Here is a 15,113-nt window from a genome sequence, read left to right as displayed (position 1 = left end):
GCGAACATGGCACCACTATGCCGACGCCACCACCGCGTCAAAACCGAAGGCCACTGGAAAGTCGAACAAACCAGCCCAGGCCACCTCACCTACACCGACCCACACGGACGGCAATACAAGGTCACCCCACCACGCCTCACCGACCCCGTAGAACCCGACGACCCGGATCCCCCGCCCTTCTAGCCGACGCGGAGAAGCGGGACAAGCAAACAAGACCGGCAGGCTCGACAACCCTTGAAAACAAGGGCTATCGGGCCTGCCAGCATGCCCGCGGCCCAATCCTTCTGGGCGCAACGTACGACCCGCAGGGATTTTGACCCGTCACATGGGATCCAATCCCCATCCGCCGCGCGACCCCTCTGCCGCCCCGGCTCCACTCACCCGGACTGCGTTCCGATCAAAAGAAAGCGGGCGGCCTCCCGGGAAGGGAGACCGCCCGCCAGCCAACGCCACCCGCGGGTAGCGGGTAGCGCCGGTAGGACCTCAGTAGCGGTAGTGGTCCGGCTTGTAGGGGCCAGCCACGTCGACGCCGATGTATGCCGCCTGCTCCTTGGTCAGCTCGGTGAGCTTGACGCCGAGCGCGTCGAGGTGCAGCCGCGCGACCTTCTCGTCCAGGTGCTTCGGCAGGACGTAGACGCCGATGGGGTACTCATCGGTCTTGGTGAACAGCTCGATCTGGGCCATCACCTGGTTGGTGAAGCTGTTGGACATCACGAAGCTCGGGTGCCCGGTGGCGTTGCCGAGGTTCAGCAGACGCCCTTCGGACAGCACGATGATCGAGTGTCCGTCAGGGAAACGCCACTCGTGGACCTGCGGCTTGATCTCGACCTTCTCGATGCCCGGGACCTTCGCGAGGCCGGCGATGTCGATCTCGTTGTCGAAGTGGCCGATGTTGCCGACGATCGCCTGGTGCTTCATCCGGCTCATGTGGTCGGCGGTGATGATGTTGAAGTTGCCGGTCGCCGTCACGAAGATGTCGGCGGTCTCGACGATGTCCTCCAGCGTCGCGACCTGATAGCCGTCCATCGCGGCCTGCAGCGCGCAGATCGGGTCGATCTCCGTGACGATGACCCGGGCGCCCTGTCCACGCAGGGACTCCGCGCAGCCCTTGCCGACGTCGCCGTACCCACAGATGACCGCGACCTTGCCGCCGATGAGGACGTCGGTAGCGCGGTTGATGCCGTCGACGAGGGAGTGCCGGCAGCCGTACTTGTTGTCGAACTTGCTCTTGGTCACCGAGTCGTTGACGTTGATCGCCGGGAACGCGAGCGTCCCCGCCTTCGCCATCTCGTAGAGCCGGTGAACGCCGGTGGTGGTCTCCTCCGTCACGCCCTTGATGCGGGCCGCGATCGTCGTCCAGCGCTGCGGGTCCGCGGCGAGCGAGTCCTTGAGCAGCCGCAGAACGATCGCGAACTCCTCCGAGTCGGCCGTCGACGGGTCTGGGACGGCGCCGTTCTTTTCGTACTCCGCGCCCTTGTGCACGAGCAGCGTCGCGTCACCGCCGTCGTCGAGGATCATGTTCGGACCCTCGCCGCCCGGCCAGGCGAGCGCCTGCTCGGTGCACCACCAGTACTCCTCCAGCGTCTCGCCCTTCCAGGCGTACACCGGAACGCCCGCGGGCGCGTCGACCGTGCCGTTCGGGCCGACGACCACCGCGGCCGCCGCGTGGTCCTGGGTGGAGAAGATGTTGCAGCTCACCCAGCGCACCTCCGCGCCAAGGGCGACCAGGGTCTCGATGAGCACGGCGGTCTGGATCGTCATGTGCAGCGAGCCCATGATCTTGGCGCCAGCCAGCGGTTGGGACGGCCCGAACTCTTCACGCAAGGCCATCAGACCGGGCATCTCGTGCTCGGCGAGGCGGATCTCCTTGCGCCCGAACTCGGCGAGGCCGAGGTCCTTCACCTTGAAGTCGAATGTCATGGGCTGTTTGCTCCTCCGTATCTGCTGTTGCCGTTTGGCGAGCCTAGAGCCGCCCGGCGAGCGCCGACAGCCGAGACCGCGCTTCTTGACACAAGAATGTCAAAATATCTCTCATGCGGATCACAGAAGCCGCGCGGGCCCTCGGGATGTCTCCCCGCATGGTGCGCTACCGCGAGCGCCTGGGGCTGGTGCCACGCCACCGCGTACCCGGACGCAGACGAAACACCCGAGCCCATCAGGCGAACCCTTCCAGTGCCAACCCAACCAGCACCAATCTCCCCAGCGCCAACCCCACCAGCGCCGACCCCAGCACCAATCTCCCCAACGCGAACCCCACCAGCGCCAACCCAACCGGGCCTTCCCACCGCCGCTACACCGACGAGGACCTGCGGGTCATAGCGCTCGGCGTACGCCTGGAGGAGACGTACGGCATCAGCCCGGCCGCGCTCAGCTTCGCCGTTCGCGCACTCACCGAACCCAAGGTCGGTGCGGCCGTCCGGGAACTCGCCGAACTCCTCGGCCGGATCCCGTCGCCGCCCAGCCAGGCCGACCTCGACCGGGAGCGTGCGTTGCAGTGGCTCGGCAGGAGCGGCGTCCTGCCACCGCCGCGGCCGGTACGCGGCCGGTGAGCGCGACCCCGGCGGCAGGTGGGAGCGGCCAGGAGGAGTCAGCGGAAAGGCCAGAGGGTCAGCGCTGCTCCTGGGTGGGTGCCGCCGACGTCGCAGCACCGTCGAGCAGGCGGTCGAGGTCCGGCTCCAGATAGATCATCCGGGCGATCGGCACCGCCTCCCGGATCCGTGCTTCCACGGCGTTGATCGCCTTGGCCACCTCGGCGGCCGTGTCGGTCGCGGTCACCGCGATCTTCGCCGCGACCAGCAACTCATCCGGGCCGACGTGCAGCGTCTTCATGTGAATGATCCGGTCGACGAGGGGTTCGGCCTCGATCGCGTCATGGATGCGTTCGACGTGCTCCTTGGTCGCCGACTCGCCGATCAGGAGGCTCTTCATCTCCACGGCGAGGACCACCGCGACGCAGACCAGCAGCAGACCGATCGCGATCGACCCGGCGCCGTCCCAGACACCGTTTTGCGTGATCAAGGTGAGGCTGACGCCGATCAGGGCGATGACCAGACCGAGGAGGGCCGCGAAGTCCTCCAGCAGGATGACCGGCAGCTCAGGGCTTCGCGCCCGGCGGATGAAGGCCGCCCACGGGGTCGTGCCCCGCACGTGGTTGGCCTCCTTGATCGCCGTACGGAACGAGAAGCCCTCCAGCACGATGCCGATCAGCAACACCGTGACAGGCACCCACTGCCAGCTCTCGATGCCGTGCGGGTCCTGGACCTTGTGCCACCCCTCGTACAGCGCGAACAACCCGCCGACGCTGAACAACACGATCGAGACGATGAACGCATAGATGTAGCGCTCGCGCCCGTAGCCGAACGGGTGCAGCGCCGACGCCGACCGCTCCGAACGCTTCTTGCCGACCAGGAGCAGCACCTGGTTGCCCGAGTCGGCCAGGGAGTGGATCGACTCCGCGAGCATGGACGACGACCGCGTCAGCAGGAACGCCAGGAACTTCGTCACCGCGATGGCGAGGTTGGCGAACAATGCCGCGACGACGGCCTTCGTCCCACCTTCTGCGCTCATGACACCCTTCCCCGTCTGCGGGTTCTCCAGGACTCGTGAATGCCGCCCTATCCTGCCGTGTCCGCATCGCGGGGACGCACCCGGTCCGGGCGGGCCTCCTCAGGCTGGGTGGGCGCCCAGACCAGCGGTGGCCCGGAAGACCGTGCCCGCACCGGCCAGCGCCACCACGCCCTCTCCCGCTCCGGCGTACGCCGAATACCCCGGCGTCAACTCGACCTTGCCCGACTCGCTGCGGGCCACCACCCGGCCCTCCACGCACAGCAGGATCTGCGGGCCGGCCGGCTCGACCGTCACCTCGGAACCCCCGCTGATGTCGAGCCGGGCGAGCTGGAACTCCCGCGCGGGCGTGTCGTAGACCCCACCCGGCCCAGCCCGCAGGATCTCCGCTGACCGGGGCGTGAAGTCGAGAATGCGTAGGAGTTCGGGAAGGTCGATGTGCTTGCTGGTGAGCCCACCACGGAGCACGTTGTCGGAGTTGGCGAGGATCTCGACGCCGAGCCCCTCGACGTAGGCGTGCAGGTTGCCGGCCGGGAGGTACAGCGACTCCCCGGGCTCGAGGTGGACGTGGTTGAGCAGCAACGCGGCGACTACGCCGGGATCGCCGGGGTACTTCTCAGCCAGCCGCACCAGCAGGTCAGCCGCCGGCAGATCCGCCAGATCGCGGGTACGGCGGGAGCGGCAGGCGTCGAGCACCGCCTCGACGACGGCCCGCTGGTGGTCGACCGGTGCGGTCATGAGCATCGTGAACGCGGCGCGGAGGCCCTCCCCGTCGGGTTGCTCGCGCACCTGGGCGAGCAGCGGATCGAGTTCGGGTACGCCGAGCCGGTCGGCCACCTCCAGGGTCTGCGCCGGCGGCCGGAAACCCACCAGGGCCTCGAACGGCGTCAGGGCGCAGATCAGCTCGGGTTTGGCGTCGGCGTCCTTGTAGTTGCGGTGTGGCGCACCGATCGGGATCCCGTCGGCGTTCTCCCGCTCGTACCCCTCGCGCGCCTGCTCCGGGTCCGGATGCGCCTGCAACGACAGCGGCTCGCGCGCCGCCAACAGCTTGAGCAGGAATGGCAGCCTCGGCCCGAACGCCGACAGGCACGGCTCACCCAGCTCCCCCTCGGGATCGGCTGCGATCAGGTCCACCAACGACCGCCCCTGGGCGGGCACGAACGACGGCGAACTCGGATGGGCGCCCATCCACAACTCGGCCTGCGGCTCGCCGGTCGGCTCCACACCGAGCAGCTCAGGGATGGCGGACGGCGAACCCCACACGTAGGGCCGGATCGGGTTGTCGAGAAGGTGCATGACGTCCTTCGGTCGGATGGCTTCGACGGGGAACGACGGACCGCTCAGGCCGGTGGCATGTAGCGGCCCAGGCCCACCGCGAGGTACACGGCCGCGTAGGTGCCGAGCGACTGCAGGGCGGCGTAGCGCGCGACCTCGGGCCCTTCGGCCCAGCGCAACGTGCGGGTGCGTACGCCGCTCGCCTCCGCGGTGGCGAGCAGGCGGCCCCGCGCCTCCCGGATCACCGGCTGCTCCGCGCCGTCGTCCAGGATGAACAGCGACGGCCGCAGCGTCGGCGCCTCCAGGTCGGCGAACGGGTCCTCGAACACGTCCCGAGGCGCGGAACCCTCCAACACCGGCAGCAGGTGGTCGGCGTCCGCGGCCAGCGCCGGGCGGTTGGACGCTCGGCGCAGGGTCTCCGCGACCCGGCGCCCCGCACGGGCAGACAGCACGGAACCGCCCCACACCAGGGGAAGCGCATCGGCGAGGACGAGCGCGAGATCCTTCGCCGGATTGGCGGCCAGGTCGGCGTAGGGCGAACACCGCGACGCCACGTCGTCGAGAGCGAGCGCGACGGACTCGGCGGACACCTCGGGTCCGAGCTCGAGCGCGTGCAGGAGCTGCAGGACGACCACCGCGACGGCGAGCGGGTCACCGGTCTGTGCGGGTACGAGCGTGGTGTGCCGGCCCTGGCCCGCCTCAGCCAACGGCGACCCGCTCGGGCAGGCGAGCATGACGGCGCTGCCGCGGCGTACCGCGTCATGCACCGCGGAGGCGGTCTCGGCGTCTCCGCCCGCGGGCGCGAGGACTACCACCAGGTCGAGCGCACCCACCCATCCGGGCAGGCCGGGACCTGGCCAGGCGACGAACGGCACCGGGCACCAGGGCTCGAGGACGGCCCGCAGCAACCGGGCGTCCGCCCCGGCGGCCACGACCGCCCGTGGCCGGCCCTGCCCGATCAGGCCGCACTCGGTCCCCTTGGCCGCCTCAGCCTCGCGGCGCACCCGCGCGCCCGCCTCCGCCAACTGGCGCAGGCTCGCGTCGGCGTGCGCGAGTGCCTCCTCGTCGTCGAGGCGGCTGTCGTTGAAGGCTTCCGGACTCACGAGACCTCCGGTTCCCGAACTCCGGTGGAGTCCGCGGCCCGCGCCGTGCCGGCGCTGCCCCCGCCGTCACCGGCGGTCTCGCCGTCTCCGGCCTGGTCGTCGTCACCATCGGGGCGGCGGGCCTCGTCGACGAGGAGGACGGGGATGTCGTCGCGGACGGGGTACGCCAACCCGCAGGTGGGATTCGTACAGACGAGTTCGGCCGCTGGGTCATCGACCTTCAGCGGCGACTTGCAGGCGGGGCAGGCCAGGATCTCCAGCAGGTAAGGGTCGAGGTTCACAAACGTTTCCCTTCGGGCGCCAGGTGGCGGCGTCACGCGACCGCCCCCGTCATCCAGCCTGGACGAGGCTCAGCACCTCGTCGCGGACGCGTTCCATTGTCCGCCGGTCGGCCGCCTCGGCGTTCAGCCGTAGGACCGGCTCGGTGTTGGAGGGCCGTAGGTTGAACCACCAGTCCGCGTGCTCGATCGTGAGGCCGTCCAGCTCGTCGACGCTGACGCCCTCCTGCCCGGCGTACGCGGTCCTGATCCGGTCCAGTGCGGCGGCCTGGTCGTCGACCGTGCTGTTGATCTCGCCCGACGAGGCGTACCGATCGAATGCCGCGAGCATCTCCGACAGCGGCTTCTCCTGCGACCCCAGCGCGGCGAGCGCGTGCAGCGCGGCCAGCATGCCCGAGTCGGCCCGCCAGAAGTCCCGGAAGTAGAAGTGCGCGGAGTGTTCGCCCCCGAAGATCGCGCCGGTCCTCGCCATTGTCGCCTTGATGAACGAATGCCCCACCCGGTCACGCACCGGGGTGCCGCCATGCTCGCGGACCACCTCGGGGACCGCCCGGGACGTGATGAGGTTGTGGATGACCCTGGCGCCAGGCTCCCTCGCCAGCTCCCGCACGGCGATGAGCGCGGTGATCGCCGACGGAGACACCGACTCGGCACGCTCGTCGATCACCCAGCAGCGGTCGGCGTCGCCGTCGAACGCGAGCCCCATGTCGGCACCGACCTCGCGGACCTTCGCCTGCAGGTCACGGAGGTTGGCCGGCTCGATCGGGTTGGCCTCGTGGTGGGGGAACGTACCGTCCAGGTCGAAGTACAACGGCACCAACTCGACGTTGAGCTCGCCGAACACGGCCGGCGCGGTGAGGCCGGCCATGCCGTTGCCGGCGTCTACCACGACGGTGAGCCGGCGAACGCCGGACAGGTCGACGAGGCTTCGCAGGTGGGCGGAGTAGGCCTTGAGGAGGTCCTGCCGCTCGACCGCACCCGGCTGCTCCGGACGGGAGGCCGCGGTCAGCTGCCCCTGCTCGACCAGGGCCTGGAGTGCGCCGAGCCCGGTGTCCCGCCCGATCGGAGCAGCACCTGCCCGGCACAGCTTGATCCCGCCGTACTCCTGCGGGTTGTGGCTCGCTGTGATCATCGCGCCGGGGAGGTTCAGGTGCCCGCTCGCGAAGTAGAGCTCGTCGGTGGAGGCCAGCCCGATGTCGACGACGTTCGCGCCCCGGCTGGTCACGCCGTCGGCGAACGCCGCCGCCAACTCAGGCGAGGAGACCCGCATGTCGCGGCCGACGACCACCGCCCGTGGACTGTCGAGAACCTCCACGAACGCCGCGCCCACCGCACGGGCGAGACCGGCGTCGAGCTGCGTGGGGACGACACCGCGAATGTCATAGGCCTTGAAGACGGCTCGAGGATCGGGCACATCGCCACCCTATCGGCGCTGGGTATCACCGGCCCTCGCGGCACAGCCGCGCCCCTCGCGGCGCGGCGAGCGGGGACTCCTCCCGTCCTCGCCCCCACGCGCGGTCGCCCGCGTCAGTCGGCGATCTCAGGTGCGTAGAAGCTCGGGAGCGGCTCCGGTCCGACGTACTTCTGGCACGTACACGGCACCGTGCCGATGCCGGCCCAGTTGCCGCCGTCCCACTGGGCGGTTTCGTTCGTCGCCTGGCACCGACCGTCCTCACCGTGGAACGACGACCCGTGCCCGCAGCCGCAGACCGGCTGGATCCCCTTCGGCTTGGGCGCGGCGGACCGCCGGCTGGGCAGGAACCGCCCGATCAGGATCCCGGCCAGCAGGATGGCCGCACCCGCGAGCATCTCCATCGCCAACTCCCCTCCCCGCTTGTCGCCTGAGGATAGGCCGAACGGCAGGCGGTTGTAAGACGCCTGGAGCCGATCAGTCGCCGCCTGGGCGCCTGAAGGCACCGTATGTGTGCATCCAGGCGGTGAGGCGCTGGTGAGGCCTCGGGTCAGCCGCTGTCGGGATTACGGAGGACCCGCAGGTGACCACGACGACCGACCTCGTTTGCCGGCTCCGGGGCGCCCTCACGGGGCCGAGCGGCCTCACGGACCGCGTTGGCGAGCGCCTCGAGGTCGTCGACCGAGGGACGCAGCGACTCCGGGTCGGGCGCCAACCGGATGACCTCCCAGCCGCGCGGCACCGTCAACCGCTCCGCGTGCTCAGAGCACAGGTCGTAGCAATGCGGCTCGGCGTAGGTGGCCAGCGGACCCAGGACCGCCGTGGAATCGGCGTAGACGTACGTGAGCGTGGTCACCGCAGGGCGCGAGCAAGCAGTCCGAGAACACTTCCGCAGCGAGCCCACGACGTCGGATCGTAGCGGGCCCCGCCCCAACCGTCGTACTGAACACGCGCCATAGCGCTTACCGACCCCGGAAATCCTTGGTGCGGGAGGTTTGGAACGACTCCGACGAGGCGCAAATCGGCCACCGATCCACCCGAATTTGGGCGCAAGGTAACGGATCTGGCGTTCCGGTCGTAACGGATCGCGGGACGGGGAGGTCACCGCTGGCCGTCCCCGGCAGGCTCTAAGCTCAAGGCGTGTTCGGACCGCATGGCTCAGAGGGTGGTTCCGGACACCCGTCGCCTCCCCCAGAGACCCGGGTGTCCCGACCGGTGGCAGGCTCCGGTACGCCTGGTCGCACCGCCCGCCGGCGTGACCGGCACGGTCGCGGCATGCGCGGCCCGCTTGCCGTCCGGGGCCCGCTGGCGCCCTCGGGCGTGCCCGTCGCGCGGAGTCGCGCGCAACGGTTCGACGAATTCGTCCTCGACGCGGTGGAGCAACTCGAACGCCGGTTCGCCAAGGAACTCGACGGCGTGGAGTTCGCCGTGGAGGAGGTGCCCGACCCGGAGCGGAGCCACGGGAGCGACGAAGTACCCCTGGGCGCGGTGCTCCTGCCCGGCCGCGAGGAGCCTCCCAGGGTCGTCGTCTACCGCCGGCCGATCGAGCTGCGGGCCGTCGGGGTGTCGGAGCTGTCCGGCCTGGTCCACGACGTGGTCGTCGAGCAGGTGGCCGAACTCCTCGGCATCAGCCCCGACGAGATCGACCCGGAGTACGGCGACTAGCGCGGCGAAGCAGCCGGCTGACGTGCGTGACGTCGCTGCCGGCAGGCACCCGTGCTCGTTGAACTTTGACTAGATGCCCACTTTCGCGGGGGAACTGGGCATCTACCCGAGGCCCGACACAAGACCTCTTCAAATCTGCCCACGATATGAGGCAAGCCCTTTGGCATGGTCGCTTGTCATAGGTTTCTCGGTCTCTTAGCCGAGAAACCTATGACAACTCGGGGTTGCGCTCTGGTTTCTCACATCGCGCTCAGCGGAAGACCCCGTCCCCAGACTCCTCGACGCCGATGCCGGCCGCGAGGTCGGGATGTGCAATCGGGCGTACGGCGGTGGTCGCGGCCGAACTGAGGGGCCACGACGACACCATCGGACCGTCGGACGCGTTCTCGACCTGCAGCCGCGTGGCGTACACCGGGCCGCCACCCTCGGACGTCACCACCAGGGTGTAGCGCTTGACGTCCTTGGGGGCGGTGAGCTTGGTCTCGACCGTGCTTCCGCCCTTGACCGTCACCTTGGTCGAGCCGACCTGCCGACCGTCGTCGCCGAGCATCACGACCGTCGCGTTCACCGGCCGTTCTGAGGGCGTCGACATCAGCAGGGAGGCCGACTTCTTGTCCCCCGCGACCGTCACCGGGACCACCGCGGGTCCCGAGAGCGAGCGGGTGGCCGCGGCGTAGGCGACGTCTCGCGGGCCGTCAGCGGGCCCGAACTCGTTGCGCAGGCTCGCCGTCACGGGTGCGTCGGAGATGATGCGTACCGCAGCCGCCTGCTTCTGGGTGGCGGTGTGCAGGCGTACCTGGGCGACGGTTCCGGGTTCGATCTCCAGGTGGCCGAGATCCACCGGCTGGAAGCTGCCCTGGGCCGCGAGGATGGACAGGTCCACGACCGCGGTCGAGTCGCCGGGTGCCACGAGGGTGAGGACCCGCTCGCCGGATCCTGACGCGATTCCCGGCACCAGTAGCTCCTTCGCCGGCGGGACCGCCGACGGGATCCAGTCGACGCCGATCGGCGTGTCGCCCGACACCGCGTCGTCGCGCAGGGCGGCGCTCACCCGACCCCGCTGGGCCACCACCGCGACCGCGAGCCGCTTGCTCGTCGGTGCCAGCTTGTCGAGTTCGACGACCCGCTGGGAACGGGCAGCGATGGCGATACCGCGGGTGCCGTCGGTGGTGATCGGCCCCTTCTCGTCGTACAACCGTAGGTCGACCTGGGCGACCGCCTCGTCGGCGTTGCTGAGGTACAGGCGGCCGTGGCGACCGAGCTCACTGCCCGCCCCGACGAACCAGAACTCCGAGCCGGGCGTCACACACGGCGTCTCGGAAAGCCCGCGGAGCGAACCCTCGCCGGTCCGGGTGATCTGGCCGGCCGTCGCTCCCGGAGCGACGGCGCCCTGGGCGGAGACGAGGACCGGGGGGACCTTCGACGCGCGGACGGCGTACGCAGCGAGGCGTTCGCGCCGGTCGACGGTCGCGAACGGCTTGCCCGTGCCGACCAGTGGGGCGAGGTCGAGCCGCGCCCGGCTCTGCGTCTGAGAGCCGTCAGCGCCGTCCGCGCCCTCCACGTCGGTGCCGGCCGGTGCCGCCACCGCGCCCACGTCGGTGGTGGTCTGGTCGGGGGTGTAGCTCGACTCAGGGCATACGAGCGCCGCGCGATCGAGGGGTCGCCGGGTGGGTTCGGACGCCTTCCGCGGGTTGGTCAGGCTCGGCGTCGCCAGGGCTGTCCCGCCCACGAGGACCAGGAGGATGCCGGCGATGACACCGATCCGGATCAGGGGGTTGTTCATCGCTGCGCCTCCTCGTGCGACCGTGCCCCGCCCGCCACGCCAGCGGCCGGAGTCTGGGATCCGCCGACGCCGGCTGGCTGGCCCACCCCTGCCGCCCGGCGTCCGGGCCGGGCGTCAGAGCGGCTTCCCCCGGTGCCGTGCCGTGCCGGCTGGTAGTCGGGAGCGGAGGGTTCGCGCCGGGGCCGCGACGGGATGGCGAAGACGATGAGGAGGACGACGAAGATGGCCTGCAGGGCCAGGAGTTCTCCCTTGATCCCGGTCGTGTGGGTGAGCACCACCCGCCCGCCGTCTGGTGGTAGCTCGAACGACTGCGCCCACCCCGCGTACTTCCGGGGCGTCAGGGTCTGGCCGTCGATGGTGGCGCTCCACCCGGAGTTGTACGTCTCGGCCAACACCAGCCGCCGGTCAGGCACTCCTTCAGGCACCGTGAGCGCGGCGCCGTTGCCGTCGATCCCGAGCACCTCGGCGTCGGCGACCCGGGCACCGCCCGGCGCACCATCCGTCCCGGGGGGAACGACGCGGAGCTCGCCGACCGGCAGGTCGACCTTCCATGCCGCCGCGCCGTCTGGCGCGCTGGCCCGGGACAGCCCAGGGGTCGTGTCGAGCCGCTCGACCGAACGAGGGTCGGCGGGGGCCGGGAGGTAGACGAAGCCGATGGCGTACTCCGCGAGCCGGGCAGCCGTGACGTCGCCGCGCGTGTCGCTCAGCAGGTCTCCCACTGTGGCGTCCAGGCCGGCGAGCGCGGCGCGGCTCGCACCGGTCTCGGCGTCCCCGAGGCGCGCGGCGCTTCCCCTGAGCAGCGCGTACCGCACGCTGCCACCCTCCGCCTCCACGACCAGCGCCCGCGGGCGGTCCGGCGACTCCTGGGCGTTCCGGATGTACGGAGGAACGGCGGCACCGCCGCTGCGGGCAAGCGGACCGTCAGTCCCCCGGATGAGCCACCATCCGGCCGCCGCCACGGGAATCCCGACCGCCACCAGGGCCATGAGTCCGGCCACCGGCTGTTGCCAGGAGAAGCTGCGTTCGCCGAAGAGATGCCGCGCTCCGTGGGCGGCGTACGTACCTGCCATGATCCAGCCGACAGCGACCAGGGCCGCGGCGAAGCCCGGCCAGGCCGGCACCGCCTCGGGGATCCAGTCGGCCTGGACGGAGAGCCGGCTCTGCACGAGACCGAGTGCCAGGCCGACCAGGCTCACGAGCCAGGCCGCGAGCACACCCCGGCTGTGGTCCTGCCGGATGAGCGCCGCCAGCGCGACGACGAGAAGCAGCCCGAAGATCCACGCTGGTGCGGCACCCGGACCGCCGGGGTTGGCGAGCAGCAACGAGAGGGGCGCGAGGCGGGAATCCGCGAGCCCTGGAACGGCGAGCCCGGCCTCACCCAGGAGCGCACCCGGGTTGAACGCGAGCACCGGCAGCCACGGCAGAAGCGCGAGCGGCGGCACCGCAAGGGCCACCGCGATCCGGCTCCGGGTGCCCGGCTTGCGCAGCAACGGAACCGCGCAGGCGATCGCGCCCGCGACGAGCGCCGCGAGATAGCCGGCGGGAACGAACGCCGTCAGGACGGCGAGGATGAGCCCCGCGGTCCAGGCCGCACTCCAGGATCCGGCGCGGGCCGCACCCGCGCCCATCATGCGGAGTACCGCCAGGCCGAGCAGCGGGAGAACGATGATCGCGACACTGGTGCCGAGTCGGCCTGCCGCGATCGCTCCCGTGACGGCGGGGAGGAGCGCGTAGGTGATGGTCGCCCAGACCTGCACGATCCGTGCCCGGGCCACCCGCCGGACCAGGACGTAGCAGGTCAGCCCGGCGAGGGGTACCGAACCGATGAGCAGGACGTCGACCGCCAACCACACCTTGCCGCCGAGCAGCGTGCCGAGGGCCGCGACCACGGTGATGTACGGCGGCGCCGCCCGCGGGCTGCCCAGCTCCACCGGATGCCAGGACTCGACGTACCGCTGCCACAGGTCGACGACGCTGTCGGGCGCGGGGAGGAGGGCCCCGCCGCCGAGCGCCCCACCGCCGAGCAGATCCCTGCTCGCGGTGAGAGCGAGGACGAGAAGCGCCAGCGTCACGATGGCCCAGGGACGGGCCGCCAGCCACCGCCAGATGCCGAGGCCCTCGGTGGTGAGCTCCTCCGACTCCTCCGACACCGGTCCGGTTTCGACCGGACGCCGCGACCGGCGGGCCGAACCCGCGTGCGCACCCGACCGGGCCGACAGCATGGCGGCCAGAGCGTCGAGCGTGTGCTGAAGTCCGATCCACGGCGGCGGCAGCAGGTGGCGGATGGCCCGGCGGGAGACCCGCCGGTGCCCGGCTCGCCAGCGACGGGCGAGCAGGATCCGCTCCGGCCGGACCAGCACGCCGAGGGCACGGAACTCGTCCCATGCCGCGTCGGGCCATTTGACGATCAGGAGTCCCAACGCCCGTAGCACCGAACCCAACGCCAACCTGACCGCCAGGAGGGGCATCATCCAGGCCGCGGAGTTGACGAGCAGGGTGTACATCGCGTTGCGGCGATCCACGCGCCGGGAACGTCCCTTCACCGCGTCGAGCCGGCGGTAGCCGCGATGACCCGCCTCGGCGTGGTGCACCAGCGCGTCGGGGCAGGTGATCACCCGGTGGCCGGCGTGGGCGACCCGCCAGCCGAAGTCGACGTCATCGCGGAACAACGGCAGCTGGGGATCGAAGCCGCCGAGGTGTTCGAAGACGTCCCGGCGGACGAGCATCCCCGCGGTGCTCACCGCGAGGACGTCCCGCACGCTGTCGTGCTGTCCCTGGTCGTACTCGCCGAACTCCAGCCCGGTCTCGCGGTTGCCGCTGCCCGCGATCGTGACGCCAAGCTCGAGCAGTCGACGTCCCTGCGGCCAGTCACGCAGCTTCGGCCCGATGACCGCCGCCGAAGGGACCGTCTCGACCATGCGGACCAGCGCTTCCAGCGCCTCGGGCGCGGGTGCGCAGTCGTCGTGGAGGAGCCACAACCATTCCCCTGGCTGGCGGGGCGGCAGGGCCTTGACGGCGTGCGCCACGGCCGCACCGAAGCCGGTGGTGCGGGGTGCATCGAGTACGGCGCCACCGAAGGCCTGGGCCAGTTGCTCACGGGAGCCGTCGCGGCTACCGGTGTCGACGACGATGACCCGGTCGGGCGCGCGCCGTTGTGCCGTAAGACCCGAGATGAGCTCTCCGAGCCAGGGGGCACCATCATGTGCGACGACGACCGCTGTCACGACCGGGCGCGCGTGCGCCTCAAGTCCGGGGACCGTGCTCATGCGCGTCCTCGCTTCGCTGCGGGCGCGGCACCAGCGGCACTGTGTTGAATGATGTGCTCGCTTCGCTCGCTCATGCGCGTCCTCGCTTCGCTGCGGGCGCGCATGAGGCACCGGGCGCGCTGTGTTGAATGATGCGCTCGCTTCGCTCGCTCATACGCGACGAGGAACCTCACGGAGTGGGCGGGTTTGGGCAAGGCCACACACTACGCGACGGTTGTACCGGCTGCCGGCAACCGGCGTAAGCCGACCTCCCCGGCAGGACAGGAACCGACGGCCCGCGGGACAGGAAAGGCCGCCCGCGGCGGACTTCCGCGGACGGCCCCTCCCACGCATACGCACCCAGCCGGTCCCGCACTCACCCGCCTGCCGCACCGTCGCGGCGAGTGGGTACGCGAGCGCTCTAGACCGCGCGTTTCTTCACGCGACGGCGTTCTCGCTCGGAGAGGCCGCCCCAGATGCCGAAGCGTTCGTCATGCTCCAACGCATAGGTCAAACATTCGGCGCGGACCTCGCAGACCGCGCACACCTTCTTTGCTTCCCGGGTGGAACCACCCTTTTCCGGAAAGAACGCCTCTGGATCCGTCTGCGCGCACAGCGCACGTTCCTGCCAGCTGAGCTCTTCCTCGGCGTCGCCGTGCAACAGGCTGGGCTCTGCCACGGTCCTCGCCTCCTCGACCCACGTCCCCGTGAACTCAAATCCCCGTTGAATGTCCTGCTCCTCGCGTGTCTCGTGCCAGTCCAGCGTGATCCGTCACAAGCCCCGCGAGG

Annotated in this window: 13 protein-coding genes and 1 pseudogene; 3 read left to right on the top strand and 11 right to left on the bottom strand. The window is 70.6% G+C overall.

What is annotated here, in order from left to right:
* Nucleotides 1-183 (top strand): annotated as a pseudogene (locus B141_RS51550) (HNH endonuclease); the annotation flags it as partial.
* A 300-nt stretch (nt 184-483) separates the two neighbouring features.
* Here B141_RS51550 and ahcY read toward each other — a convergent pair.
* Nucleotides 484-1,920, bottom strand: a complete 1,437-nt coding sequence (gene ahcY, locus B141_RS0119720; protein ID WP_020576907.1) for an adenosylhomocysteinase — start codon at nt 1,918-1,920, stop codon at nt 484-486.
* Between the two features lie 113 nt (nt 1,921-2,033).
* Here ahcY and B141_RS52285 point away from each other — a divergent pair, with 113 nt between their 5' ends.
* Complete coding sequence (locus B141_RS52285; RefSeq protein ID WP_026257384.1) at nt 2,034-2,549, top strand: MerR family transcriptional regulator; 516 nt, start codon at nt 2,034-2,036, stop codon at nt 2,547-2,549.
* Nucleotides 2,550-2,607: 58 nt separating this feature from the next.
* Here B141_RS52285 and B141_RS0119710 read toward each other — a convergent pair whose 3' ends face one another.
* The 7 genes from B141_RS0119710 to B141_RS0119680 all read right to left on the bottom strand — a co-directional run bounded on the left by B141_RS0119710 (nt 2,608) and on the right by B141_RS0119680 (nt 8,535).
* Complete coding sequence (locus B141_RS0119710; protein ID WP_020576905.1) at nt 2,608-3,567, bottom strand: cation diffusion facilitator family transporter; 960 nt, start codon at nt 3,565-3,567, stop codon at nt 2,608-2,610.
* A gap of 99 nt (nt 3,568-3,666) precedes the next feature.
* Nucleotides 3,667-4,860 (bottom strand): mannose-6-phosphate isomerase, class I, encoded by a 1,194-nt coding sequence (gene manA, locus B141_RS0119705; RefSeq protein ID WP_020576904.1) that lies wholly within the window; start codon nt 4,858-4,860, stop codon nt 3,667-3,669.
* Between the two features lie 44 nt (nt 4,861-4,904).
* Nucleotides 4,905-5,942, bottom strand: coding sequence for an SIS domain-containing protein (locus tag B141_RS0119700; protein ID WP_020576903.1), 1,038 nt, complete (start codon nt 5,940-5,942; stop codon nt 4,905-4,907).
* Complete coding sequence (locus tag B141_RS53240) at nt 5,939-6,223, bottom strand: Trm112 family protein (RefSeq protein WP_020576902.1); 285 nt, start codon at nt 6,221-6,223, stop codon at nt 5,939-5,941. Before B141_RS53240 ends, B141_RS0119700 begins: the two co-directional genes overlap by 4 nt.
* Before the next feature lie 49 nt (nt 6,224-6,272).
* Nucleotides 6,273-7,634, bottom strand: a complete 1,362-nt coding sequence (locus B141_RS0119690; protein ID WP_020576901.1) for a phosphomannomutase/phosphoglucomutase — start codon at nt 7,632-7,634, stop codon at nt 6,273-6,275.
* 113 nt (nt 7,635-7,747) lie between these two features.
* A complete protein-coding gene (locus B141_RS0119685) occupies nt 7,748-8,035 on the bottom strand; it encodes a hypothetical protein (RefSeq protein WP_020576900.1) in 288 nt (95 codons plus the stop codon).
* 146 nt (nt 8,036-8,181) lie between these two features.
* A complete protein-coding gene (locus B141_RS0119680; protein ID WP_026257383.1) occupies nt 8,182-8,535 on the bottom strand; it encodes a DUF3499 domain-containing protein in 354 nt (117 codons plus the stop codon).
* A gap of 371 nt (nt 8,536-8,906) precedes the next feature.
* Here B141_RS0119680 and B141_RS0119675 point away from each other — a divergent pair, with 371 nt between their 5' ends.
* A complete protein-coding gene (locus B141_RS0119675; RefSeq protein WP_020576898.1) occupies nt 8,907-9,296 on the top strand; it encodes a metallopeptidase family protein in 390 nt (129 codons plus the stop codon).
* Nucleotides 9,297-9,546: 250 nt separating this feature from the next.
* Here the strand turns inward: B141_RS0119675 and B141_RS0119670 are convergent, their stop codons facing one another.
* The 3 genes from B141_RS0119670 to B141_RS0119660 all read right to left on the bottom strand — a co-directional run bounded on the left by B141_RS0119670 (nt 9,547) and on the right by B141_RS0119660 (nt 15,003).
* Nucleotides 9,547-11,079, bottom strand: coding sequence for a DUF5719 family protein (locus B141_RS0119670; protein WP_020576897.1), 1,533 nt, complete (start codon nt 11,077-11,079; stop codon nt 9,547-9,549).
* Nucleotides 11,076-14,345, bottom strand: coding sequence for a glycosyltransferase family 2 protein (locus tag B141_RS41605; protein WP_020576896.1), 3,270 nt, complete (start codon nt 14,343-14,345; stop codon nt 11,076-11,078). The genes B141_RS0119670 and B141_RS41605 overlap by 4 nt, the downstream gene beginning before the upstream one ends.
* A gap of 400 nt (nt 14,346-14,745) precedes the next feature.
* On the bottom strand, nt 14,746-15,003 hold the full coding sequence (locus tag B141_RS0119660; RefSeq protein WP_020576895.1) for a WhiB family transcriptional regulator: 258 nt from the start codon (nt 15,001-15,003) through the stop codon (nt 14,746-14,748).
* Nucleotides 15,004-15,113 lie beyond the last annotated feature (110 nt).

This window comes from Actinopolymorpha alba DSM 45243, assembly GCF_000373925.1.
Lineage (GTDB): Bacteria > Actinomycetota > Actinomycetes > Propionibacteriales > Actinopolymorphaceae > Actinopolymorpha > Actinopolymorpha alba.
Note: the sequence above shows the minus strand (reverse complement) of the source record. Positions and strands in the feature narration are given on the sequence as shown.